The organism is Ruminococcus sp., assembly GCF_024684275.1.
Genome location: NZ_JAIKXF010000064.1, coordinates 1 through 23,453 on the forward strand (window position 1 = coordinate 1; position 23,453 = coordinate 23,453).

At 47.8% G+C, this 23,453-nt stretch carries 26 protein-coding genes and 3 tRNA genes; 22 read left to right on the forward strand and 7 right to left on the reverse strand.

Annotation, left to right across the window (positions count from 1 at the left end):
- From K5677_RS07205 to K5677_RS07250, 10 genes are all read left to right on the forward strand, one after another.
- The coding region (locus K5677_RS07205) for a M15 family metallopeptidase (RefSeq protein WP_296726287.1) at positions 1-556 on the forward strand (556 nt) is incomplete at its 5' end.
- Between the two features lie 17 nt (positions 557-573).
- Complete coding sequence (locus K5677_RS07210; RefSeq protein WP_296726289.1) at positions 574-1,299, forward strand: RsmE family RNA methyltransferase; 726 nt, start codon at positions 574-576, stop codon at positions 1,297-1,299.
- 108 nt (positions 1,300-1,407) lie between these two features.
- Positions 1,408-1,671: a YtxH domain-containing protein gene (locus K5677_RS07215; RefSeq protein ID WP_296726292.1), complete on the forward strand. Its 264-nt coding sequence runs from the start codon at positions 1,408-1,410 to the stop codon at positions 1,669-1,671.
- A gap of 168 nt (positions 1,672-1,839) precedes the next feature.
- Positions 1,840-1,916: transfer RNA gene (locus K5677_RS07220), tRNA-Pro, on the forward strand.
- A gap of 73 nt (positions 1,917-1,989) precedes the next feature.
- Positions 1,990-2,065 (forward strand) — tRNA-Thr (locus tag K5677_RS07225).
- A gap of 37 nt (positions 2,066-2,102) precedes the next feature.
- Positions 2,103-2,188, forward strand: a tRNA-Tyr gene (locus K5677_RS07230).
- Between the two features lie 157 nt (positions 2,189-2,345).
- On the forward strand, positions 2,346-2,876 hold the full coding sequence (locus tag K5677_RS07235) for a hypothetical protein (RefSeq protein WP_296726294.1): 531 nt from the start codon (positions 2,346-2,348) through the stop codon (positions 2,874-2,876).
- Between the two features lie 66 nt (positions 2,877-2,942).
- Positions 2,943-4,763, forward strand: coding sequence for a translational GTPase TypA (gene typA, locus K5677_RS07240; protein WP_296726296.1), 1,821 nt, complete (start codon positions 2,943-2,945; stop codon positions 4,761-4,763).
- A gap of 159 nt (positions 4,764-4,922) precedes the next feature.
- Entirely contained in the window at positions 4,923-5,732 is an 810-nt protein-coding gene (locus tag K5677_RS07245) for a hypothetical protein (protein WP_296726299.1), read from the forward strand.
- A 13-nt stretch (positions 5,733-5,745) separates the two neighbouring features.
- Positions 5,746-6,396, forward strand: a complete 651-nt coding sequence (locus tag K5677_RS07250; RefSeq protein ID WP_296726301.1) for a hypothetical protein — start codon at positions 5,746-5,748, stop codon at positions 6,394-6,396.
- Between the two features lie 97 nt (positions 6,397-6,493).
- Here K5677_RS07250 and guaB read toward each other — a convergent pair whose 3' ends face one another.
- From guaB to fabD, 7 genes are all read right to left on the reverse strand, one after another.
- A complete protein-coding gene (gene guaB / locus K5677_RS07255; RefSeq protein WP_296726303.1) occupies positions 6,494-7,966 on the reverse strand; it encodes an IMP dehydrogenase in 1,473 nt (490 codons plus the stop codon).
- 260 nt (positions 7,967-8,226) lie between these two features.
- Positions 8,227-9,438, reverse strand: a complete 1,212-nt coding sequence (locus tag K5677_RS07260; protein WP_296726308.1) for a leucine-rich repeat protein — start codon at positions 9,436-9,438, stop codon at positions 8,227-8,229.
- Between the two features lies 1 nt (position 9,439).
- On the reverse strand, positions 9,440-10,609 hold the full coding sequence (locus K5677_RS07265; protein ID WP_296726310.1) for an amidohydrolase: 1,170 nt from the start codon (positions 10,607-10,609) through the stop codon (positions 9,440-9,442).
- A gap of 6 nt (positions 10,610-10,615) precedes the next feature.
- A complete protein-coding gene (locus tag K5677_RS07270; protein WP_296726311.1) occupies positions 10,616-11,113 on the reverse strand; it encodes a shikimate kinase in 498 nt (165 codons plus the stop codon).
- Positions 11,114-11,136: 23 nt separating this feature from the next.
- Complete coding sequence (locus K5677_RS07275; protein ID WP_296726313.1) at positions 11,137-11,688, reverse strand: hypothetical protein; 552 nt, start codon at positions 11,686-11,688, stop codon at positions 11,137-11,139.
- Positions 11,689-11,715: 27 nt separating this feature from the next.
- Positions 11,716-12,552, reverse strand: coding sequence for a shikimate dehydrogenase (locus tag K5677_RS07280; RefSeq protein WP_296726315.1), 837 nt, complete (start codon positions 12,550-12,552; stop codon positions 11,716-11,718).
- Entirely contained in the window at positions 12,549-13,457 is a 909-nt protein-coding gene (gene fabD / locus K5677_RS07285; protein ID WP_296726317.1) for an ACP S-malonyltransferase, read from the reverse strand. Before fabD ends, K5677_RS07280 begins: the two co-directional genes overlap by 4 nt.
- A 285-nt stretch (positions 13,458-13,742) precedes the next feature.
- On the opposite strand from fabD, the gene K5677_RS07290 reads away from it, so the two are divergent.
- The 12 genes from K5677_RS07290 to K5677_RS07345 all read left to right on the forward strand — a co-directional run bounded on the left by K5677_RS07290 (position 13,743) and on the right by K5677_RS07345 (position 23,411).
- Entirely contained in the window at positions 13,743-14,729 is a 987-nt protein-coding gene (locus K5677_RS07290; protein ID WP_296726319.1) for a beta-ketoacyl-ACP synthase III, read from the forward strand.
- Between the two features lie 132 nt (positions 14,730-14,861).
- Positions 14,862-15,788 (forward strand): enoyl-[acyl-carrier-protein] reductase FabK, encoded by a 927-nt coding sequence (fabK, locus tag K5677_RS07295; RefSeq protein ID WP_296726322.1) that lies wholly within the window; start codon positions 14,862-14,864, stop codon positions 15,786-15,788.
- Positions 15,785-15,985, forward strand: a complete 201-nt coding sequence (locus tag K5677_RS07300; protein ID WP_296726324.1) for a DUF4177 domain-containing protein — start codon at positions 15,785-15,787, stop codon at positions 15,983-15,985. Before fabK ends, K5677_RS07300 begins: the two co-directional genes overlap by 4 nt.
- 106 nt (positions 15,986-16,091) lie before the next feature.
- The gene (gene fabG / locus K5677_RS07305) at positions 16,092-16,832 is read left to right on the forward strand and encodes a 3-oxoacyl-[acyl-carrier-protein] reductase (protein WP_296726326.1); all 741 of its coding nucleotides are present in this window, start codon (positions 16,092-16,094) and stop codon (positions 16,830-16,832) included.
- Between the two features lie 80 nt (positions 16,833-16,912).
- Positions 16,913-18,169 carry a beta-ketoacyl-ACP synthase II gene (gene fabF / locus K5677_RS07310; RefSeq protein WP_296726329.1) on the forward strand — a complete coding sequence of 419 codons (1,257 nt, stop codon included), beginning with the start codon at positions 16,913-16,915 and terminating at the stop codon, positions 18,167-18,169.
- A gap of 12 nt (positions 18,170-18,181) precedes the next feature.
- On the forward strand, positions 18,182-18,655 hold the full coding sequence (accB, locus tag K5677_RS07315; RefSeq protein ID WP_296726332.1) for an acetyl-CoA carboxylase biotin carboxyl carrier protein: 474 nt from the start codon (positions 18,182-18,184) through the stop codon (positions 18,653-18,655).
- Positions 18,655-19,248 carry a hypothetical protein gene (locus K5677_RS07320; RefSeq protein WP_296726335.1) on the forward strand — a complete coding sequence of 198 codons (594 nt, stop codon included), beginning with the start codon at positions 18,655-18,657 and terminating at the stop codon, positions 19,246-19,248. The genes accB and K5677_RS07320 overlap by 1 nt, the downstream gene beginning before the upstream one ends.
- Positions 19,249-19,250: 2 nt before the next feature.
- Positions 19,251-19,919, forward strand: coding sequence for a hypothetical protein (locus K5677_RS07325; RefSeq protein WP_296726338.1), 669 nt, complete (start codon positions 19,251-19,253; stop codon positions 19,917-19,919).
- The gene (fabZ, locus tag K5677_RS07330; RefSeq protein ID WP_037324149.1) at positions 19,912-20,355 is read left to right on the forward strand and encodes a 3-hydroxyacyl-ACP dehydratase FabZ; all 444 of its coding nucleotides are present in this window, start codon (positions 19,912-19,914) and stop codon (positions 20,353-20,355) included. The genes K5677_RS07325 and fabZ overlap by 8 nt, the downstream gene beginning before the upstream one ends.
- Before the next feature lie 21 nt (positions 20,356-20,376).
- Positions 20,377-21,729, forward strand: a complete 1,353-nt coding sequence (gene accC / locus K5677_RS07335) for an acetyl-CoA carboxylase biotin carboxylase subunit (protein ID WP_296726341.1) — start codon at positions 20,377-20,379, stop codon at positions 21,727-21,729.
- Positions 21,730-21,756: 27 nt separating this feature from the next.
- Positions 21,757-22,602 carry an acetyl-CoA carboxylase, carboxyltransferase subunit beta gene (gene accD / locus K5677_RS07340; protein ID WP_296726343.1) on the forward strand — a complete coding sequence of 282 codons (846 nt, stop codon included), beginning with the start codon at positions 21,757-21,759 and terminating at the stop codon, positions 22,600-22,602.
- Between the two features lie 2 nt (positions 22,603-22,604).
- Complete coding sequence (locus K5677_RS07345; protein WP_296726345.1) at positions 22,605-23,411, forward strand: acetyl-CoA carboxylase carboxyltransferase subunit alpha; 807 nt, start codon at positions 22,605-22,607, stop codon at positions 23,409-23,411.
- The last annotated feature ends 42 nt before the right edge of the window (positions 23,412-23,453 follow it).

Below are 23,453 nucleotides of genomic sequence, written 5' to 3' on the forward strand. Positions count from 1 at the left end.
GGCTGAGGCTCCAGAGCCCCCTGTGTACGATACAGAGGGGCTTACTTATATTGAAGGGGTATTGATAGCAAACAAGTCCTACAGCTTGCCGGCAACTTTCGCGCCAGGACTCGAAACTATCTGTTATTCCCAGTTTCAAGCCCTTTCCGGTGCAGCAGCCAAGGAAGGGCTTAGTATTTGGCTGGGCTCGGGCTACCGCTCCTATCACGATCAGGAGATAATCTACGATAACTATGTAAAAGAGGACGGTAAGGAGGCAGCTGATACCTATTCTGCACGTCCGGGGTACTCAGAGCATCAGACAGGACTTGTCATCGACTGCAATACCATTGACGATGCGTTCGGATATACCCGCGAGGCTGAATGGCTTGCAGAACACGCCCACGAATACGGCTTCATAATCCGCTATCCGCAGGGCAAGGAGGAGTACACAGGCTATAAGTACGAGCCGTGGCATATCAGATATGTAGGCTCAAAGCTGGCAACAAAGCTCCATAAGAACGGACAGTGCCTTGAGGAATATCTGGGCATCAAATCCGAATATAAATCAGAATAAAGGAAAGGCTGAGGGCTATGCCAAGATTCTTTACCAATGAAATAGACGAGAATAATATCGTCCTGACGGGCAGCGATGCAAATCACATCGGACGCTCTCTCCGCATGAGAGTGGGAGAAGATGTAACGGTCTGCTGCAACGGCGTGGACTACTGCTGCACTATCGGCAGTATTACCGCTGACGCTGTATATCTCGACCTTGTTGAGAAGCACCGCTGCGCTGCTGAGCCGAATATCGAGGTAACGCTGTTTCAGGCTGTCCCGAAGCTTGACAAGCTGGAATACATCATACAAAAAAGCGTAGAGCTGGGTGTGTCAAGGATAGTTCCCGTGCTGACAAGACGCTGCATATCCCGTCCCGACGAGAAGGATTTTGAGAAGAAAAAGCTGCCGCGCCTCAACAAGATAGCCGAGGAGGCTGCAAAGCAGTCGGGCAGAGGCATGATACCCGAGGTTGCGCCTATGGTGAACCTTAAAGAGGCAGTTGAGATGATGAAGCAGCTTGACTGCACTGTGCTTCTCTATGAGGAGGAGGGAGGCTGTTCCTTCGGAAACGTCGATTTTTCGGGAACTGAGACTGTCGGGCTCTTCATCGGGAGCGAGGGCGGTTTCGACAGGGAAGAAGCTGAAATGACCGTAAATGCAGGAGCAAAACAGGTCTGGCTGGGCAAGCGTATACTGCGTTGTGAAACTGCACCAATAACAGCCCTTTCAATTTTGATGTTTTTAACAAATAATATGTAAAGAGTTGAAATTTCAGAAATAGTATGGTATAATATTTATAGATTATCGTAATCCGATCGCAAGCGGTTCGGTAAGTTCTATTTCTTGCGGAGAAAAGAGGAAAATAAAATGAATAAGTTTTTAGTAGCTATTTTAGCTGCTGGTGCAGCAGCTGCCGTTGGATATGTCGCAGCACAGGCTCTCAAGGACAAGGGTTCGGATTCAGACTATGATGATGACGATTACGATGATTTCGACAATTTCGATACTGATGAAAGCATCGACTTTGAGATCAATGAGGACACTGCTGATGAAATAAAGGAAAAGGCAGAGGACGTTGTTGAGGATATCAAGGACGCTGCTGAAGATATTGCAGACGATCTCAAGGATTAATGATCTTATAAGGGAGCTGCGGCTCCCTTTCTTATTTGTCTGATTTCAGCAAAAAGCTGCAAAAATATCAGGCGATATTGTGCCTTTCTACAAAATACGCTATTTGTACTTGACAACAGACCGCTGCTCTGATATAATATAAAAGCTGTCTGTCACAGACCTTATTAACGAGGCGTAACTCAGTTTGGTAGAGTGCTTGCTTTGGGAGCAAGATGCCGCAGGTTCAAGTCCTGTCGCCTCGACCAGCTTTTTTGAAAAAAATTCAAAAAAGTACTTGACAAACGCAGCAAACTATGATATAATAATTAAGCGTTAAACGCTGGTGTAGCTCAGTTGGTAGAGCAGCTGATTTGTAATCAGCAGGTCGGGGGTTCGAGTCCGTCCACCAGCTCCATTATTTTGTCCTGAGACAAAATACAACAACTCTTACTGGGAGAGTTCCCGAGTGGCCAAAGGGGGCAGACTGTAAATCTGTTGCTTTTCAGCTTCGATGGTCCGAATCCATCCTCTCCCACCAGAAGCGCCCCGAAAAAATTTCGGGGCTGTTTTTGTTTTAAACGCCGTAAACCTTGCAAATCCCCTGCAAGGGCTTTTTTATGCCCGGAAAAAAAGAGGATTTGCACTGAAATACAGCAGCTATGTGCAGAAATGTATATATAATGTAGGAGAACGTCATGATAAGAATTGCTGTAAATTATGATATAAATAATTATTCGGTCTTCATTAAAGAATCAAAGCCATATAAAAAGCTTAAAATGCTCGTTTTGATATATGGTGCCTTTTTTCTGCTTTTCGCTGCGTGGCTGATAGCGGATGCTGTGCTGAGACACAAGGCGAATCTGCTTGTTATATTTATGTTTACTGTTTTACTTGGCTGCTTCATCGGCCTTGGTATACGGCTTTTGAAAATGAATCCCATAAAGCTCTATGACAAGTTTCAGAAATCAAATCCAAATCTGAAGGGCGAGACAAGATTTGAAAACGAGTGCATAGCTTCTGACTCGACCACAGACTTTGGCAATAAGCACGTTGAATATAAATATGAAAATATTGAAAGCGCCATTGAAAAAAACGGCTTTTTTATAATAAATATTACCCTTGGAGGATATATCGTTTTCGGTACTAAGGACATCATTGAGGGTACTCCCGATGAGCTGAGAGCCCTTCTGTCATCAAAGCTGGGAGCAAAGTACAGAAAAAAATAAAATCGGCAGACGCCGTTTACATATATAAACACAAGAAAGTCAAAGACTATCTGGAGGAAAGAAAATATGATAAGAGAAGATTTAAGAAACATTGCCATTATCGCTCACGTTGACCACGGCAAGACCACCCTCGTTGACGAGATGCTCAAGCAGGGCGGCGTTTTTCGTGAGAATCAGGCTGTTGCTGAGCGTGTAATGGACTCAAATGACATCGAGAGGGAGAGAGGTATCACTATCCTTGCAAAGAATACCTCTGTTATGTATAACGGAACAAAGATAAACATCATCGACACCCCCGGCCATGCTGACTTCGGCGGCGAGGTAGAGCGTGTTCTCGAAATGGTCGACGGCGTACTCCTGCTTGTTGATGCAGCAGAGGGCCCTATGCCCCAGACACGTTTCGTGCTCTCAAAGGCCCTTGAAATGGGACATAAGATAATCGTAGTCGTAAACAAGATTGACCGTCCAGACGCTCGTCTTGACGAGATAGGCGACGAGGTGCTGGAGCTTCTCCTTGACCTTGATGCAAACGAGGAACAGCTCGAAAGCCCTCTCCTTTTCTGCTCGGGAAGAAGCGGTACAGCTTCACTCAGCCAGTATGAGGCAGGTACAGACCTGAAGCCCCTTTTCGATACTATCATCAACTACATAGAGCCTCCTAAGGGTGAGGAGAACGATCCCCTCCAGATGCTCATCTCCTCTATCGACTACAACGAGTATGTAGGACGTATAGGTATCGGCAGAATAGTAAGAGGCAAGATAGCTGTAAACCAGCAGGTAACTGTCTGTGATTACACAGGCTCAAAGAAGAATTACAACGCCAAGATAGTTTCACTTCTCCAGATACAGGGACTTAACCGTGTTCCCGTTCAGGAGGCTCAGATGGGCGATATCGTGTGGATTTCAGGTATCGAGAACATCACTATCGGCGATACTATCTGCGCAACTGATGCTCCCGATCCGCTCCCGTTCGTAAAGATAAGCGAGCCTACAGTTGAGATGACTTTCTCTGTAAATGACAGCCCATTTGCAGGCCGTGAGGGTAAGTTCGTTACATCACGTCAGCTCCGCGAGAGACTCTTCAAAGAGCTTCTCAAGGACGTTTCTCTCCGCGTTGAGGAAACAGACTCTACAGACGCATTCCGCGTAGCAGGCAGAGGCGAAATGCACCTGTCTATCCTTATCGAGAATATGCGCCGCGAGGGCTATGAGCTGGGAGTTTCCACACCGAGAGTACTCTTTAAGACTGACGAGAACGGCAGAAAACTGGAGCCTATCGAGCGCCTTGTTGTCGACGTTCCCGAGGACTGCGTAGGCTCTGTAATGGAGAAGATAGGCGCACGTAAGGGCGATATGGTGGATATGCACCCACAGGGTACACGTATGCGTATCGAGTTCCTTATCCCTGCAAGAGGACTTTTTGGCTATAAGAGCGAATTCCTCACAGATACAAAGGGTGAGGGCATCATGAGCCACGTATTCGACGGCTATCAGCCGTACAAGGGCGATATTGAGCGCAGAAACACAGGCTCTCTCGTTTCATTTGAGACAGGCGAGGCTGTAACATACGGTCTTTACAACGCTCAGGAGCGCGGTCAGCTCTTTATCACATCGGGTACTCCCGTATATGAGGGCATGATAGTAGGCGCTTCACCTAAGACAGAGGACCTCGTTGTAAATGTCTGCAAGAAGAAGCACCTTACAAATACCCGTGCAAGCGGAAGTGATGACGCTCTCCGCCTTGTACCGCCAAGAATACTCAGCCTTGAGGACTGCCTCGAATTCCTTGCTGACGATGAGCTTCTTGAGGTTACTCCGGAGTCTCTCAGGATCAGAAAGAGGACTCTCAGCAATACTCAGAGAGCTAAGGACAGAAGCAAAAAGTAATTTTCATCAAACAAACACATATAAACCATACAGTTTGCAGATTTGGGAGCTATGATAGTAAAAATCTATGTCATTGCTCCCGAAAATGCGTTTTTCAGGGGAATTTGCAGGAGAAACAGGGTAATAAGACGTTTACAGACAAAACGAGAGGTAAATATCATGGATAAGAAAAGAGTCATTGCACTTATTCTTGCCGCAGCAGGACTTCAGTGCCTTGCAGGCTGCGGAAAAAATAAAGATGACAGTATGCCGCTTTATGCGGAAACTCCTGTTGAGACCACAACAGAGCCGCCTGTGGGCGGAGCTGATATATCAGGTGATAAATACGACAGCGAAGCCTATCAGAACAAGATAAACGACCACGTAAAGGCACTTGAGCTTACAGATGCTCCTTTGGTGCTGGGCAGCGTGGGCAAGGACGTTATCACACCCGAGGAGGGCGCAGAGGATTCGGGGCTTGGCACTTACCGCATGAGCAGCAGCGGCATAAAGCTGTATTACGACGAGACTGTATTTCCCGAGGAGCTCATGCTCACACTTGAAAAGTACTTCACCTCGTTCCCGTCGGCTGATTATGCCACATACAGCCGCTGTGTATTTCCAAGCTATATCACGGAAATGGAGAGCTTCCTTGAAAAAAATTATGATTATGACCTCAAAACCTCGTTTTCAAAGCAGTGCTCTACTCTGGCAGATAAGATGAAGGGCGATTACAGGATAACCCGTATTAAGCTGGAGGAAGCTCCTGTATATGAGGAGGGCAAGGATAATATCGAGAACTATTTCTCGTCCCTTGACGATGTGTTTGAAAAGGACTACCTGAGTCAGGTAAGGGAGGAGAGCGACGAGCTTATCGACGCCTGCTTCTATGTAATGGCTGAGGATCCATATGGAAAAGAGCAGATGCTGGTTGCGGAATACGAGATAGTTTTTGCTGTCAAGGACGGCAAGTATTATACATTTGGCTGAGGTGACGCATAAAATGAACAGATTCATAAGAAAAGCAGCAGTCCTTCTTGCAGCAGCGCTGGTAGCAGTCTCTGCGGCAGCCTGCGAGAAAAAGGAAGATGACCATGACCACGGTCATAACATGGCAGGTATAAATACTCCCGACGGCGACTATTCGGATTATGCCGAGAAGGAGCTGAAGCCTGAAAGCTATGATGTGCCGATATTCATAACCTTCCGCTCTAATCTTGCCAATGATGAAGAAGCTGCAAAGGTAGCTGAATTTTATTATGCTATGTCGGAAAAGAGCGTCCAGTACCTTGAAAAGAGCGTTCAGCCCGATGTGCTGAAGGCTAAGCTTGGCAGTTCAACAGCAGAGGATTATCTGAGTGTTCAGTATGACTATATCAAGGACTCTGTTATAGGAAGCGATTTCAAATTCAAGGCTGTGACAATTGATGGCGATGCAGCAAATGACGAAACACTGCATTACTATGATTCATTGCTTGCAAATGCTGCTCCCGACCTGAAACCGACAGCCAAAAAGGTGTTCAAGGTGAACTGCCTTTACGACAAGGGCGACGGCGGACAGCTTTCAATTGCGGCAAGACTCAAGGAAAAGGGCATGAATGAGTTAGAGGTAGCAGTCTATACCATAGACGGCAAGCCGTATATCATATTCTAAAGCAAAAGGACGGCAGGGGAACTCCCTGAGCCGTCCTTTCTTATTGTGAATCAAAAAGGCGGACATAAAGTCCGCCTTTTTTGCAGCGTCACGCTGCTTATATCTGTGTTGAATAGTTAGGAGCTTCCTTAGTGATATAAATATCGTGAGGGTGGCTCTCTTTAAGTCCTGCGCCTGTAATGCGGATGAACTTAGCTTTTTCATGAAGTGTAGGAATATCTACACAGCCGCAGTATCCCATACCCGAACGGATACCGCCGACCAGCTGGAAGATAGTGTCTGCAACAGGTCCCTTGAAGGGAACTCTGCCCTCAACACCCTCGGGGACGAGCTTCTTAGCGCCCTCCTGGAAATATCTGTCCTTAGAGCCGTTAGCCATAGCGCCGAGGCTGCCCATGCCTCTGTATACCTTGAACTGACGTCCCTGATATATCTCAGTTTCGCCGGGAGCTTCTGCACAGCCTGCAAGGAGCGAGCCGAGCATAACTACGTTTGCACCTGCTGCAAGAGCCTTGACAATATCTCCTGAGTACTTGATACCGCCGTCTGCGATAACGGGGATACCGTACTTCTGAGCTACACAGGCAACGTCATAAACGGCAGTTATCTGAGGAACACCGATACCTGCAACTACACGGGTAGTACAGATAGAGCCGGGGCCGATACCTACCTTGAGGCAGTCAGCACCTGCTGCGATAAGGTCCTCAGCAGCCTCTGCTGTAGCGATATTTCCTGCGATAACAGGAATGTCAGGATAAGCCTCTTTGACCATTTTCAGGCACTTGATGATGTTTGCACTGTGACCGTGTGCAGAGTCGAGCACCAGTACATCAGCCTGTGCGTCGATAAGAGCCTTTGCTCTTTCGAGAACGTTTGCTGTAACGCCGATAGCGGCGCCGCAGAGGAGTCTGCCCTTGCTGTCACGGGCAGAGTTAGGATACTGAACTGACTTCTCAATATCCTTTATAGTGATAAGTCCCTTGAGGATACCTGCCTCGTCAACGAGAGGGAGCTTTTCTATCTTGTGTGCACGGAGGATCTCCTGAGCCTGAGCAAGAGTAGTTCCAACAGGAGCAGTGATAAGGTTGTCCTTAGTCATTACCTCTGATATTTTAGCGTTGAAGTCTGTGAGGAAGCGCATATCTCTGTTGGTGATGATACCGACCAGCTTGCCGTTTCCGTCAACTATCGGAACGCCTGATATTTTGTACTTGCCCATAAGCTCGTCCGCGTCAGCGACGATATGGTCTTCGGTGAGGGAGAATGGGTTCACGATAACGCCGTTCTCGCTTCTCTTTACCTTATCCACCTCTTCAGCCTGCTGTTCAATGGACATATTCTTGTGGATTATACCGATACCGCCTTCACGGGCAATGGCGATAGCCATACGGGAATCGGTAACGGTGTCCATAGCGGCTGTCATAATGGGGGTGTTGAGGCGAACGGTTTTTGTGAGCTGAGTACCGATCTGTATCATGTTGGGCGTAACATTTGATTCAGCGGGTATAAGCAGCACATCGTCGAAGGTAAGACCTTCCTTCTGAAATTTGCTGTTCATGTCGGTCAGCATAAAAATTCCTCCTTGCATTTGTTTTTAAATGCCTCGCACATTTGCAAAACGATGTTTTGCTCCGTGCAGATCGGCGTATAGTAAATGTCAAAAACAACTGACGTTTACTATGATATTAACTTTAATGATACTATTTTTTACGGCTCATGTCAATAGTTTCAGCGGCATGACAGGCATAGAATTTTGTTTTCAAAAAAGGTCGCTTTTTGGCGAAAAAGCAGTTTGTTAGGTTAAAGTAATTTTGTGTTAAAGCGGTATTTTCAGTGATTTACGGCGCTTTCAGCGTATTTTGAAAGTATTAGCGAGGCGTCTACTGCGTTTACTGCTCCGTTGCCGTCGTAATCAGCGGAAATGACCTGTTCTGCGTTGAGAGACGAGGGATTGTCAGTTGAGATGAGGGCATACTCTGAAAGTACTGTTGAGGCGTCAACAGCGTCGATAACGCCGTCGCCTGTGACATCGCCCTTCTGTAGCAGCTTTGTGCCGAAGATGATACCGCTTTCCGAAGCGTACTTTTCCGCAGCAGAGCCCCTTTCGCCCTTGATGACGAATCCGGGGATATTTTCCGAGGAAGACAGCCGGGAGTCGTATCTTATGCCTATGGCGTCCTTATCTATTGAGGTCACAGTTTTAGGGATAAATATTCCGCTGAGGGAAGCGCAGCTGAAAAAGGCAGAGTCTCCGATAGAACGGATATTTGACGGTATAACGATGTTGTTGAGAGCGGTACAGGAGCAGAAGCAGTTATCGGGGATCGCATTCATTGAAGCACTCAGGCGTACTTTTGAAAGTGAGGTGCAGCTGATAAAGCAGCTGCTGCCGAGAGAGCTGACTGAATCGGGAATATCCACAGACCTCAGTGAAAGGCAGCCCGAAAAAGCGTTCTTTTCGATGGCTGTTACGGTTTCGGGGATAGATACCGAGGTAATATCCTTTCTGCTGAAAAAAGCTCCCGTGCCGATAGTTTTTGTCTTGTCAGGGACGGCTGCATTTTTTTCGCCTGCATATTTGATGAGAGTATCTCCGCTCTTGCTGTAAAGGCAAGAATTTACCGCAGTATAGCCGGGATTATCCTTGCTGACGGCGAATGATCTCAGATTCGGGCAGGCAGAAAAAGCATACTCGCTGATAGAGGCAGCACCGCTTCCGATAGTTACGGCGGTAAGCTGCGGACAGGCAGAAAAAGCCCATTCGTCTATTGACTTTACGCTGTCTGGTATAACACAGGTCCTTAGCTCGCTTTGTTCAAAAAATGCATCTTTGTCGATAGCGGCAACAGGCATACCATTGATCTTTTCGGGGATAACAAGCTCGGTAACGCTGCCTTCACAGCCTGTTATGCATATCTGATCATTTTTTACGGTATAGTTCAGTGTCGGTGCGTCAGTCTTTTCGGCAGCATAAGTGGGGGCTTTCGGAGCTGCGGCAAAGAGAATGGCGGCAGCTGCTGCAATAGAAACAAGCCTTTTCATTTTATATCTCCCTGCGGCATATCTCGCCGCTTACCATGACGAGAACTGGCTCGGACATGAGATCGAGGGGATTCTCGTTCTTTCTGTAGAGCTGTATATCTGCGTCCTTTCCCACGCTGAGAGAGCCTGTGGTCTCATCTATGCCGAGTATCTCGGCAGGATTTATAGTGAGAGTTTTCAGAGCCTCGTCAAAGTCAAGTCCGCCCTTTACCGCAGCCTGTGCGGAGAGAGGGAGGTACTGTATTGGAATGACGGTATGGTCTGTGCAGATAGCTATTTTTACGCCGTTTTCATGGAGTACAGAGGCGTTTTTCAGTTCAAGTCCGCGCATTTCGGGCTTGCAGCGATCACATATAACAGGACCGCATATGACGGGGATATTCTCCTCGGCGATAATATCTGCAATCTTGTGTCCTTCTGTGCCGTGGATGATCACTGCGTCAAGGCTGAATTCCTTTGCAATGCGTATAGCTGTACAGATGTCGTCTGCGCGGTGGCAGTGGAAGAAAGCCTTTATCTTATGTTCCAGCAGGGGCATGAGTGCCTCGCACTTTATATCATACTCGGGAGGATCATAGTTTTCGCTGTCTGAGTAATAGCTGTCCATATCATGGGCATAGCGGCGAGCCTTGTAAAGTCCCTCGCGGATAAGAGCCGTTATTGCCATACGTGTTACGGGAGTTTCCTCGCGTCCGTTGTATACGTTCTTGGGGTTCTCGCCGAGAGCGAATTTTATGCCGCAGCTTTTTATGAGCATATCGTCAACACGCCTGCCATATGTTTTTATAGCGGCGATCTCTCCGCCGCAGGCATTGGCGCTTCCGGGGCTTGAAGCCGCCGCGGTGATACCGCGCATACGGGCTTCCTCAAAGCAGCGGTCAAAGGGATTGATACCGTCTATAGCTCTCATCTGCGGAGTAAACGGATCAGTGGACTCGTTGCAGTCGTCGCCCTCAAAGTCCAGACCGTCCTCGATAATGCCGAGGTGGTTGTGGGCGTCTATAAATCCGGGCAGAAGCATACCGCCCTGTGCATCTAAGGCGTCTTTATCGTCATAGGGAAGGTATCCGCTGCCGATATTGCGTATTTTGCCGTTCTGTATGTCTATCCAGCCGTCCTTGACCACACCAAGCGGTCCCATAGTGTGTATCTCTGCATTATAGATAAGCATAGCCGCTCACTTTCTGAGTAGTTCGGCAATTTTCTCCGCATTTTCAACGGGGCTGCCGATACATTCAAGCTTCATGGTAGAGTGTGCAAGATATACGTCCCTGCGTGAGTTATAAAGCGCCTCAAGTTCCTCCTTTGTGGACTTTACCACGATAGGACGGTTTGTGTCGTCCTTGATACGCTCATAGCAGGTCTCAAAGGGCACATCGAGGAAAATCACCTCTGCGCCTGCTTCTTTAGCAGCCTTTGCAGTATCGGGATTTAGCATAGCGCCGCCGCCGCAGGCAGCAACAGTGGTCTTGCCGCAGAGGGACTTGACTATCTCAGCCTCGGTCTGACGGAAGAAGGGCTCGCCCTTTTTCTCGAATATCTCAGGGATAGTCATTTCGAGAGTGCGGACGATGAGGTCGTCCGTGTCGCAGAAGCCGCAGCCCAGTTTTTTAGCTGCAAGCTTGCCTATAGTTGATTTTCCGCAGCCCATAAAGCCGCATAAAAATACAGTCATATTATTCTCCTTTAAGTATAGCATTAATTTGCACTTTTTTCTGCTAATTTCTCTAATTCTTTAAAGTCATTAACAAGGCTGTTATAATCACTTTCGGATAGAGTGAAAAAGTGACCGCTTGCATTTTCAGTTTGGTCAATTTGGTATTTGCCATTAGGCAATTTTAAAACATTAAAGGTTTGAACAGTAAACGGCTCGTATTGTTTTACCATTACACCGTCTTCGTTAGCGTGATATGGTTCATATTCTTTCTTATCATATTTTTGAAATTTATCAAAAAATTCTTCGCCTTTTTCCTTGCTGAATTCACAACTATTTTTTGGTCCAGAGAAATTATAAGTTGAGTTTGTAGAATGAATGTTTAATTCGAGCATGTAATTAGTCATATTGTAATTATTAGAATCATTTAGATCACCGTTATAAATAATTATGTTTTTCAAGCAAGTTGTGCTTGATTCGCTGATTGACGATTTTGTGTCACTTCCTCTTTCCATTTTATTATTTGATGAGAAACATGAAATAGATGTCAATAAAAGAACAGTTGAAAAGGTAATACACAAAATTCTCTTTAACATAAAAACACACTCCTTAAAGGATTATGATTACTTGTTCATGCTGTCAACAGCGTTTTCAACGTCGGTGATTATCCCTGCGATGTCCTCGGTCCTGAAGCTTCCGCCGTACCATATCTCATGAGCCTTTACAGCCTGATATACCAGCATAGAAGCGCCGCCTACAGCAGTCTTGCCGAGGGCACGTGCCTTCTTCATAAGGAGAGTCTCCTTCGGATTATAGATAACATCGAATACGCTGCCGCTGTTTTCGATTATTGTATCGCTTACTGCGCAGGCGTCCACCTTTGGGTACATACCTACGGGGGTAGCGTTAATGAGCAGGTCATAGCTGCCGTCAAGAGTGGATATATCGGCTATTCTCACAGAAGCGCCGCTGCACTTTGCCAGTATCTCAGCCATGAGTATCTGAGCGTTCTTAATGTCCTGAGGAATGACTGCAAGGGTGATATTTCCGCCGTGACGAGCCACCTCGATAGCTATCATTCTTCCGACGCCGCCGCAGCCTAAAATAGCCACATTGCCGCCGATAGGGAGCTGCTCTGCTGAGCGCAGGAAGCCGTCGCAGTCAGTGTTGTAGCCTATGAGCCTGCCGTTGTCGTTGTTTATGCAGTTTACCGAATTATAGCGCAGAGCGCTCTCGCCCAGCTCGTCCAAAAGGGCGATGACAGCCTGCTTGTGAGGGATAGTTACATTGAGACCGCGGAGAGCTTCGAGAGTGCTGCGGCTGTCAGCCATATCCTCGGGAGCTATGTCTATAAGCTCATACGATGTATCTGCAAGTCCGCTGAGAGCAAACAGCTTTTCGTGGATAAGAGGGGACATTGAGTGTCCCAGTGGGTGTCCTATAAGCGCAAATTTATTCATGATAATGCTCCTTCAAGTGTTTCTGTATCTTCTACGTTCACTGCTGTCACGTCTTTAAGAGTCTTCTTTACCAGACCTGTGAGAGTTCTTCCGGGGCCGAATTCAACGAACTTATCAGCGCCTGCCTCCTGCATAGCTGCAAGCTCTGAGGTGAAGCGTACAGGGGATACGATATGCTTTGCAAGCATTGAAGCCATATCCGAAAAGTCTGTGAGCTCGCCGCCTGTGAGGTTTGAGTAATACTTCACATCCGGAGCCTTGAACTCGATAGTCTTTGCTGTCTCATAGAATTTGTCAGCGGCAGGCTGCATGAGCTTTGAATGGAAAGCGCCTGCAACATTGAGTGGGATAACTCTTGCCTTCATGCCTGCGAAAATATCGCTTACCTCGGCGATTCCCTCGGGAGTGCCTGCGATAACTGTCTGAACAGGCGAGTTGTAGTTTACGGCGGTGACATATTCTTTAGCCTCGCTGCAAACTCTCTCTACCTCCTCGGGAGCTATCTTCATTATAGCTGCCATAGCGCCCTTTGCGGAAGCGGTAGCCTCCTCCATAGCGGCAGCTCTTGCCTTGATGAGGCGGAAAGCGTCCTCTAAGCTTATCATGCCCGAAGCATACATTGCAGCGTATTCGCCGAGTGAGTGACCTGCAACGCCGTCGAATGTAAAGCCCTTTGCCTGTGCAGCCTTGAGGCATACGATAGAAGTAGCCATGATAGCAGGCTGAGAGTTTATTGTCCTTGATAATTCGTCAAGGGGAGCATTGAAGCATATCTCCCTGAGGTCAGTACCCAGTATCTCCGAGCCTGTCTCGTATACAGAGAGAAGCTCAGGCATTGCCTCAGCGATGTCTTTGCCCATTCCCTCGTACTGTGAGCCCTGTCCCGAAAATAGTGAAATTGTCATAATTTTAAACTTCCTTTCTGTGTGTTCTTCACAAATGTGTAGTGAAAATTCACTTATGTATTATTGTAAATTTGTGAGAAATGCCGATATTTTGTTTTAAGTTTGTCAAAGTGCTGAAATATCGTTGCAAAAACCCTCAAAATGATTTACAATATATTATATGTGGTATTCTGTCTGCTCATAAATATTCCCCTGCAAACGGGATACCAACACTACTACTATAACATAAATTTTTGGTTTTTACAACCATGTTTTATAATTTTGTTGATTCTAAGGAGCTTTTTAATGGGTATAAGCATTTTGGGAATGGGAAGCTATGTGCCTGACCAGGTATTGACAAACGACGATTTTACCCGTTTTGTTGAGACCGATGACGAGTGGATACGCACAAGAACAGGTATATCCTCACGCCATATGGCAGGCTGGGAGCCCACATGGTACATGGGCAAGCAGGCTTCGCTCAGAGCTATTGAGGCAGCAGGGATAAAGCCTGAGGATATCGGGCTGGTCATCTCATGTACCGCTACATCGGATTTTCTCACTCCGAGCATGGCAAGCGTTATACAGCATGAGGTAGGCGCTGTCAATGCGGCGGCATTTGATATGAACGCAGCCTGTTCGGGCTTCGTTTATGCAGCGGACGTTGCAAGACGTTTTCTTGATACCGATGATTCACTGAAATACGTTCTTGTAGTCGCAAATGAAGCACTTTCGCGTTTTCTTGACTTCAAAGACAGGACTACTTGTATACTTTTCGGCGACGGTGCTGCCGCAGCTGTACTTGAAAGGAGCGACAAGCTCTATTCCTCTGCACTATGCTCAGACGGCAGCGGAGCTTCACTGCTCTGCGCAAGGTCGCTGAACGTGGCTCCCGAGGTAGCAGTCGACAGCGATTTCGAGGATCCATTCCCTGATGTGCCGCTCCATGAGCTTCAGCAGAACGGCAAGGAGGTATACAAGTTCGCGACACAGGCTCTGCCAAAGTCGTTTGAGCTTGCAGCCGAAAAGATAGGCGTTACTAAGGACGATATCGACTGGTTCGTACCGCATCAGGCTAATATACGTATAATAGAGACTGCTGCAAAAAAGCTGGGGGTACCTATGGAAAAGTTCATCGTTACTCTTGAGCACTACGGCAATACTTCAAGCGCTTCCATACCTCTTGCACTGTGCGAGAGCATAGAAAAGGGGATCATCAGGCGAGGACAGAAGATAGCCCTCATCGGCTTCGGAGCAGGTCTCACCTACGGCGGAATAATTTTTGAGTATTAAGAGCTAAGAACTAAGAGCTAAGAACTAAGATGTAGGGGCTGGCGTCCCCGACAGCCCGTGAGTTTTGAACGGATCGCGGGACGTCGGGACGCCGTCCCCTACAAGGATATGAGAAAAAGGAGAACTACTACTATGAAAACACGCATAACTGAGCTTCTCGGCTGCGAATACCCAATAATACAGGGCGGTATGGCATGGGTAGCCGAGCACACACTTGCTTCAGCAGTATCAAATGCAGGCGGTATCGGACTTATCGCAGGCGGCAGCGCTCCCATAGATTATCTTCGTGAGCAGATACGCCTCTGCAAGGAAAAGACAGACAAGCCCTTCGGCGTAAATATAATGCTTATGAGCCCCAATGCCGACGACCTCGCACAGCTCTGTATCGACGAGGGCGTAAAGGTCATCACCACAGGCGCAGGAAATCCCGGTAAGTACATGGCTGCATGGAAAGAGGCAGGCATAAAGGTTATGCCTGTTGTTCCGTCAGTTGCTCTTGCAAAGAGAATGGAAAAGTCAGGTGCCGACGCTGTTATAGCTGAGGGTACAGAGTCCGGCGGACATATTGGCGAAAACACAACAATGTGTCTCGTTCCGCAGGTGGTTGATGCTGTTGAGATACCTGTTATCGCCGCAGGCGGCATCGCTGACGGCAGAGGAATGGCAGCAGCATTCATGCTGGGCGCAGAGGGCGTTCAGATAGGTACACGCTTCCTCGCTTCCGAGGAGTGCCAGATACACCCCACATTCAAGGACCTTGTAATAAAGGCTAAGGATACAGACAATATTGTAACAGGAAGATATACAGGTCACCCATGCAGAAATATCAAGACCAAGTTCGCAAAGAAGCTTGCAGCAGGTGAGAAAGAGGGAACTCTCTCTCCCGAGGAGTTTGAGCAGCTCACAGTGGGCGCTCTCCGCAGAGCTGTAGTTGACGGCGATGTGGACAGCGGTTCGTTCCTCTGCGGAGCTGTCTCGGGCATGATAAACGACATAAAGACCTGCGCAGACATCGTCAGGGAGATAAACGACGGCGCTGAAAAGCTTTTAAAGATATGAAGTACGTTTATGTCAAGGCAAGAAAGAAGCTCAGCGGCAGCTTCTATATAAAGAGCCGCGAGGGAGAGCTCAGACCGCGCGAGGTGATCGACAAAATGGCTGAGCAGGGCTACAGATACATCGGAAATGTTCCTGTATTCGCAGGCGCAGACGGTGCAATAGACGAATACGACATGATATTTGAGCCAGAGGGATAAACAGTGACATTTGTCACTGAAAAAGTGACATTTCTCACTTTAAATCATGCGTGAATATGTGATAAAATAAAAATACAGATCAAAACTTATTACGGAGGTAACATATATGGCAACAGCAATAATCACAGGTGCTTCACAGGGTATAGGCGCCTGTATCGCAAAAAGACTTGCACAGGACGGCTTCGACGTAGTAATAAATCATTATCCGAGTGACGGAGATAAGGAAAAGGCTCTTGCAGTTGCAGAGGAGTGCCGTGCATTCGGCGTAAAGGCTGAGTGCTATGCGGCAGATGTTTCAAAATTCGACCAGTGCGAGGCTATGGTGAAGCAGGTAAAGGCTGACTTCGGTACTATCGACGCCCTTGTAAACAATGCAGGCATCACAAAGGATAAGCTCCTTGCAAGAATGAGCGAGGACGAATATGACGCTGTTATCGCTGTAAACCAGAAGAGCGTATTCAATATGACAAAGCAGGCAACTGCTGTGATGATGAAGCAGAGAAGCGGCAGGATAGTAAACGTAGCGTCCGTTGCAGGACTTTACGGAAACCCCGGTCAGATGAATTACTCGGCTTCAAAGGCTGCCATAATCGGAATGACAAAGACCACGGCAAAGGAATTCGGTTCACGAAACATTACCTGTAATGCAGTGGCTCCCGGATTCATACATACACCGATGACAGATGTTCTGTCCGATGAGCTGAAGGCCAAGATGCTCGATGCGGTTGCTCTCAGACGCTATGGTGAGCCTGAGGAGATAGCTTCTGTAGTATCCTTCCTCGTTTCCGATAATGCGTCCTACGTTACAGGACAGGTCATCGAGATCTCCGGCGGTCTTTCAATGTAACTTCGATAAAGTCACACTATGGAGCAAAGCTCCCATCGTACTAAAATACCTATTTGTAAAGAATTAAGAGAGGAAAATATATGAGCAGAAGAGTTGTTATCACAGGAATGGGTGCAATAACACCACTGGGTACAGGAGTTGAAAAATTCTGGAACGGAATAAAGGAGAATAAGCTGGGCATATCTTTTATAGATATGTTTGATACCAGCCGTACAGGCGTAAAAATAGCAGGTATCGTCCGCGACTTCAACGAGGAGGACTATTACGGCGTTGAGGGCTGCTTCGACAAAAAGGAAGCAAGACATATGGACAGATTCACCAAGTATGCGGTAGTAGCCGCACACGAAGCTCTCACAGACGCAGGTACTGACTTCAAGGACGTTGATCCATACAGAGTCGGCGTTCTCGTTGGCTCGGGAATCGGCGGCATCGACCTCACTCTTTCCGAGTATACAAAGTATCTCGAAAAGGGACCAAACAGAATGTCAGCATTCTATATCCCTATGATGATAAGCAATATGGCAGCAGGAACCATTTCCATGAAAACAGGCTTCCGCGGCGCTAATTTCGATATAACAACAGCCTGTGCAACAGGTACTCACTCAATAGGTGAAGCCTTCCGCAAGATAAAGGACGGCTATCTTGACGCTTGTCTCGCAGGCGGTACAGAATCTACGGGAGTTGAGTTTACATTCGGCGGCTTTGCCAATATGAAAGCACTTACAAAGTCCGAGGACCTTACAAGAGCTTCTATCCCATTCGACAAGGAGAGAAGCGGCTTCGTTCTCGGCGAGGGCAGCGCAGTCCTCGTCCTTGAGGAGTACGAACACGCAAAGGCAAGAGGCGCTAAGATATACGCAGAGGTGGCAGGCTACGGCGCTACCTGTGACGGCTATCACATGACATCTCCTATGCCGGGCGGCGACGCTGCTGCAAAGGGAATGGAGCTTGCTATTGAGGAGGCAGGTCTCAGGCCTGAGGATATAGATTACATCAACGCTCACGGCACATCAACAGGTCTCAACGACAAGTATGAGACTGCCGCTATAAAGAAAGCACTGGGCGACCATGCAAAGACAGTAAAGATAAGCTCTACCAAGTCCATGACGGGACATCTTCTCGGCGCAGCAGGCGCTGTAGAGGCTGTAGTATGTGCAAAGAGCATACAGGAGGGCTTCATTCACGCAACAGTGGGATATAAGGTACCCGACGAGGAATGTGACCTCGATTACTGCGGAAGCGGCAATATCGAGCAGGAGGTCAATGCAGCACTGTCCAATTCTCTTGGCTTCGGCGGACACAATGCAACTCTCTGCTTCAAAAGGGTAAAAGACTGAGGAGGACATTAAATGGAGAAAATTTACGGTCAGATAGACCTTGAGACAATAGAAAAGCTTGCAGATATTATAAATAAGAAAGAGCTTTCTGAGCTTACTATTGCAAACGGCGAAAATACTATCACATTAAAGGGCAAAAAGGCTGTACCTATGCCGATGCCTGTAGTTGCTGCGGCAGCTCCTGCGCAGGCGGCAGCTCCTGTTGAGAGCACACTTTCCGCAAGTGAGGCTTCAATGGCTGAGGAGGTAAGCGGCAAGATAGTAAAATCTCCTATCGTAGGTACATTCTATTCTGCTCCCTCACCTGACAAGCCGCCATTCGTAAAGACAGGCGACGAGGTCAAGAAGGGCGACGTTATCATGATAATCGAGTCCATGAAGCTCATGAATGAGATACAGTCCGAGTACGACGGCGTAGTTGAGCAGATACTCGTATCCGACGGACAGGCAGTAGAATTTGACCAGCCTATCATGGTCATAAAGTAATGACTTACAAGTACATCACACAGGAAACTATTGACTCGGGCGGCAAGAATATCAAGTCTCCCGAGGAGTTTGCTGAAGCCCGTATTTATAATATGGAGGCTGTAAAGAACTACAACAAGCGCCATAAGGTACACGCTGCATTCAATATTTGGATAATAGTCCAGTATGTTATGCTTTTCTTTGCGGTTTTCATCCTGCTTGCAGGACAGACTCACATTGATGAGTCCATAAGCACAAAGGAGCTCAACTGGCGCTTTGCCATAGGCGTTGTCGGATATGTCGCTTATCTGATACTGGTGACATGGTTCGTCTTTGTAAAGCACTGCCGCGACAAACTGGTGCTGTGTCTTGTTTCATTGCCTGCCGCGCTTATATCACTTGTTTTTTTTATTTTTCCAGTGGGAAATTTCGCCGCAGGCTGGTACTACCAGAAGACCGAGGACGAGCTCTCAAAGGAGCTGGGCTATCCCTCGTTTGCGAGGCTTAACGTCACAACTGTAAACACCAACGCGGATAATCTCTCCGAGCTTACCTATGACAGTATAAGGGAGAAGATAAACAGAGACCACCCACACGACGGAACATTTTTATAATTATGGAACTGAAATACATTACACAGGACAATATCGACGAGGCACACATCAATATCACATCTGCGGAGATGTATGCGGAATTTCAGGAATACAACGGGCTCATGCTACGTATGCAGAAGAAGCGCTATGCTTTTCTCCGCGATTTCTGGGCGTTATGGATAATGAACGCCATACTTCTCTTTCTCGGTTTAAAGACTTTCTTATTCTGGAGCGGCTCGCTGATATACATGGTAAGCGGAATGTATCCGCTCTGTTTACTGGTTGCAGCTGTTTACCTGATCCTTATGATATACTTTATAGGTGTACGCAAGCTTTACAGCTGGAAAGCAGGACTTCTGATATCTCTCCTGCTGATACCCGTAAGCCTTGCGTTTATACCTCTTGTTGCTGCAAATGCCATTGTTATCTTCCTTATGGAGAAGAAAGACAGCGAGATGAGAAACGAAACAGGCTATCCCCATTTTGTTCCGCTCATCGGCTCATACAAGAGCATAGTCAAGGACGGCGAGGTATTCGGCATAGAGAGCGAGGGCGTTTACGCCACGGGCGTGAAGGCAGATTACGTAGTCCCTGAGGATCCCTTTGAAAAATACAGGATAACACCCGAGGATGACATGGGAATGCTTGCAGATACTGATATAAGTGATTTAAGGAGTAATGAAAATGGCTGATATACTTATGAATAAAGAACAGATAATGGAAATAATCCCACACCGTGATCCCTTCCTTCTCATCGACGAGATAGTTGATATGGAAGTGGGCGTAAAGGTACACGCAAGAAAGTACATCAAGGAGGAGGACTTCTGGTTCAAGGGCCACTTCCCCGGATACCCCGTAACTCCGGGCGTACTTATGGTAGAGATGCTTGCTCAGGCAGGAGCTGTATGTATGCTCTCAAAGCCTGAATTCAAGGGCAAGCTGGGACTTTTCGGCGGTATCGACAAGGCAAAGTTCCGCAGACAGGTAGTCCCGGGGGACGTACTTGACCTTGAGGTCGAGATGATACGTCAGAGAGGACCTGTGGGCACAGGAAAGGCAACTGCCTCTGTAGGCGGTGAAAAGGCTGTATCCTGCGAGATAACCTTTGTGATCACTGACAATAAATAACTCATACAGGAGATAAGATAAATGTTCAGAAAAGTACTTATCGCCAACAGAGGCGAGATAGCTGTACGAATCATCAGAGCGTGCCGCGAGCTGAATATACGCTGTGTGGCAGTATACTCCACTGCTGACCGCAATTCTCTCCATGCTCAGATAGCTGACGAGGCTGTATGCATAGGTCCTGCGGCAACAAAGGACAGCTACCTTAACATGAACGCTATCATACAGGCGGCGCTGAATACGGGGGCTGAGGCTATACACCCCGGCTTCGGGTTCCTTTCCGAAAACGCAGAGTTCGCAAGGCTCTGTGAGGCAAACGGAATAGTTTTCATCGGTCCGTCATATAAGTCTATAGAAATGCTTGGCGACAAGGCGGCGGCTAAGGAGACTATGGCTGCTGCGGGAGTACCTGTTATCCCCGGCTCTAAGGGCGCAGTAAAGTCCCTTGAGGAAGCCCGCGAGATAGCCGACAAGGCAGGCTACCCCGTACTGGTAAAGGCTTCGGCAGGCGGCGGAGGACGCGGTATACGCCGTGTTGACAGCCCTGACGAGCTTGAAGCTCAGATGACAGCCGCTCAGCAGGAGGCTAAGAACTTCTTCGGCGACGACGCCGTTTATATCGAGAAGTTCCTCATAAATCCCCACCATGTGGAGATACAGATAATCGCCGACAAGCACGGCAACTATATACACCTCTGCGAGCGCGACTGCTCAATGCAGCGCCGCAACCAGAAAATGCTGGAGGAGTGCCCAAGCCCTATCGTAAGCCCCGAGCTTCGCGCAAAAATGGGCGCTGCGGCAGTTACAGCCGCTAAGCAGTGCGGCTACTACAACGCAGGCACTATCGAGTTTCTCGTTGACGAGAACCGAGATTTTTACTTCATGGAGATGAATACCAGAATACAGGTCGAGCACCCTATTACCGAGGAGGTAACAGGCTTTGACCTTGTAAAGGCTCAGATAGAGATAGCAGACGGCAAGCCCCTTGAAATAAAGCAGGAGGACGTTACGATGCGCGGTCACGCTATCGAGTGCAGAATAAATGCCGAGAACCCCGAAAAGGGCTTCCGTCCGTCACCGGGAACTATCACAGCTCTCTATATGCCGGGAGGTCCCGGAATAAGAATAGACGGTGCTGTATATCAGGGCTATACTATCACCCCTTACTATGACTCGATGATAAGCAAGCTCATCGCTCACGGCTCCGACCGAGAGGACGCCATAAACAAGATGAGATGGGCACTTTCCGAGTTTATCGTAGAGGGAGTTGACACCAATATCGACTTCCAGCTTGAAATAATCAAAAATGCCGATTTCAAGGCAGGCAAATATGATATAGGCTTCCTCGGAAGATATATGGAAGAAAAGAAAAAATAAGAATAAAAGAGAATGGGGAGAAAAGAATTGTTTGAAGATTTTTTTAATGTAGTAAAGAAACGCTTCAATGACGGCGAGGAGGAATACAAGCCCCCTATGTTCAAATGCCCCCGCTGTCAGGGAACGAGCCCTCTTTCAAAGTATGAGGAGCTCCACAGAGTCTGCCCAAAGTGTAACTATCACGGCAGACTTTCGTCAACAGAACGTATTGCGATTACAGTAGACAAGGGCAGCTTCAGAGAACTCAACGGCGGCATGAGAAGCGCAAATCCGCTGGATTTTCCTGATTACAGCGAAAAGCAGGCTGAGCTCCGCGCCGCAACAGGTCTCAGCGAGGCTGTTATCACGGGTACAGCTTCTATCAAGGGCTCACCTGTAGTTATCGGCATCATGGATTCACGATTCATGATGGGCTCTATGGGAAGCGTCGTAGGCGAAAAGATAACCCGTGCCTTTGAGTATGCAACAGAGAAGAAGCTCCCTGTTATAATGTTTACCGCTTCAGGCGGCGCACGTATGCAGGAGGGCATAGTGTCCCTTATGCAGATGGCTAAGACTTCGGGTGCAGTAAAGCTCCACAGCGAGGCTGGCGGACTTTATATATCCGTAATGACCGATCCTACCACAGGCGGCGTAACAGCAAGCTTTGCCTCACTTGGCGACATCATCATCGCAGAGCCGAAGGTCCTCATAGGCTTTGCAGGCAGACGAGTTATCGAGGGAACTATCAAGCAGAAGCTTCCCGATGACTTCCAGCTTGCCGAGTTTATGTACAACAAGGGCTTTGTTGATATGATAGTCGAGCGCAGAAAGCTGAGAAGCGTACTCTCTCACCTTCTGAAGCTCCACGGATTTTACCCTAAGGAGGCATGAGCATGGACGACAAGAGAACAGCGTGGGAACGCCTTCAGCTCATACACACTAAGGGCAGACCTACTATAAAGGATTATATACCACAGATATTCACAGACTGGTACGAGATGCACGGTGACCGACTTTTCGGCGACGACAGGGCTATCATCGGCGGTCTGGCAAGACTTGACGGCAATCCCGTTACCATTATCGCAGAGGTAAAGGGCAGAGACATCAACGAGAACAAGACCTGCAACTTCGCAATGCCTCACCCCGAGGGCTACAGAAAGGCTCTCAGACTGGCAAGACAGGCAGAGAAGTTCCACCGCCCCATAATATGCTTCATAGATACCCCCGGTGCATTCTGCGGAGTTGCCGCAGAGGAGCGCGGACAGGGCGAGGCTATCGCCAAGAATATAGCCGAGTTCATGACGCTCCGTACACCTATAATCTCTATCGTACTCGGCGAGGGCGGAAGCGGCGGAGCTCTTGCTCTGGGCGTATGCGACGAGCTTGCTATGCTTGAGAACGCAGAGTACTCGGTATTGTCCCCGAGAGGCTTTGCAAGCATACTCTGGAAGGACGCATCACGTGAGCAGGAAGCCAGCGAAATAATGAAGATAACCGCAGAGGATATGGTGCGTCTCGGCGTTGCAGAAGCTATCATTGAAGAGCCTCTCGGCGGTGCACATAACGATTTAGACAAAATTTCAGAAAATATACACGAATATTTGTCACAAAAAATCCCGGAAAAATGCAAAAAAGATATTGACGTTTTGCTTAAAGAACGCTATACTAAATTTAGAAAAATCGGAGCGTTCACAGAATGAACCGATTTTGACAAAAAATAAAGAAAAAATGGAGGACCAGAT

Coding starts and splice junctions, on each gene's coding strand:
- K5677_RS07210 (WP_296726289.1), top strand. CDS start 574: ATGCCAAGATTCTTTACCAATGAAATAGACGAGAATAATATCGTCCTG.
- K5677_RS07215 (WP_296726292.1), top strand. CDS start 1,408: ATGAATAAGTTTTTAGTAGCTATTTTAGCTGCTGGTGCAGCAGCTGCC.
- K5677_RS07235 (WP_296726294.1), top strand. CDS start 2,346: ATGATAAGAATTGCTGTAAATTATGATATAAATAATTATTCGGTCTTC.
- typA (WP_296726296.1), top strand. CDS start 2,943: ATGATAAGAGAAGATTTAAGAAACATTGCCATTATCGCTCACGTTGAC.
- K5677_RS07245 (WP_296726299.1), top strand. CDS start 4,923: ATGGATAAGAAAAGAGTCATTGCACTTATTCTTGCCGCAGCAGGACTT.
- K5677_RS07250 (WP_296726301.1), top strand. CDS start 5,746: ATGAACAGATTCATAAGAAAAGCAGCAGTCCTTCTTGCAGCAGCGCTG.
- guaB (WP_296726303.1), bottom strand. CDS start 7,966: ATGCTGACCGACATGAACAGCAAATTTCAGAAGGAAGGTCTTACCTTC.
- K5677_RS07260 (WP_296726308.1), bottom strand. CDS start 9,438: ATGAAAAGGCTTGTTTCTATTGCAGCAGCTGCCGCCATTCTCTTTGCC.
- K5677_RS07265 (WP_296726310.1), bottom strand. CDS start 10,609: ATGCTTATCTATAATGCAGAGATACACACTATGGGACCGCTTGGTGTG.
- K5677_RS07270 (WP_296726311.1), bottom strand. CDS start 11,113: ATGACTGTATTTTTATGCGGCTTTATGGGCTGCGGAAAATCAACTATA.
- K5677_RS07275 (WP_296726313.1), bottom strand. CDS start 11,688: ATGTTAAAGAGAATTTTGTGTATTACCTTTTCAACTGTTCTTTTATTG.
- K5677_RS07280 (WP_296726315.1), bottom strand. CDS start 12,552: ATGAATAAATTTGCGCTTATAGGACACCCACTGGGACACTCAATGTCC.
- fabD (WP_296726317.1), bottom strand. CDS start 13,457: ATGACAATTTCACTATTTTCGGGACAGGGCTCACAGTACGAGGGAATG.
- K5677_RS07290 (WP_296726319.1), top strand. CDS start 13,743: ATGGGTATAAGCATTTTGGGAATGGGAAGCTATGTGCCTGACCAGGTA.
- fabK (WP_296726322.1), top strand. CDS start 14,862: ATGAAAACACGCATAACTGAGCTTCTCGGCTGCGAATACCCAATAATA.
- K5677_RS07300 (WP_296726324.1), top strand. CDS start 15,785: ATGAAGTACGTTTATGTCAAGGCAAGAAAGAAGCTCAGCGGCAGCTTC.
- fabG (WP_296726326.1), top strand. CDS start 16,092: ATGGCAACAGCAATAATCACAGGTGCTTCACAGGGTATAGGCGCCTGT.
- fabF (WP_296726329.1), top strand. CDS start 16,913: ATGAGCAGAAGAGTTGTTATCACAGGAATGGGTGCAATAACACCACTG.
- accB (WP_296726332.1), top strand. CDS start 18,182: ATGGAGAAAATTTACGGTCAGATAGACCTTGAGACAATAGAAAAGCTT.
- K5677_RS07320 (WP_296726335.1), top strand. CDS start 18,655: ATGACTTACAAGTACATCACACAGGAAACTATTGACTCGGGCGGCAAG.
- K5677_RS07325 (WP_296726338.1), top strand. CDS start 19,251: ATGGAACTGAAATACATTACACAGGACAATATCGACGAGGCACACATC.
- fabZ (WP_037324149.1), top strand. CDS start 19,912: ATGGCTGATATACTTATGAATAAAGAACAGATAATGGAAATAATCCCA.
- accC (WP_296726341.1), top strand. CDS start 20,377: ATGTTCAGAAAAGTACTTATCGCCAACAGAGGCGAGATAGCTGTACGA.
- K5677_RS07345 (WP_296726345.1), top strand. CDS start 22,605: ATGGACGACAAGAGAACAGCGTGGGAACGCCTTCAGCTCATACACACT.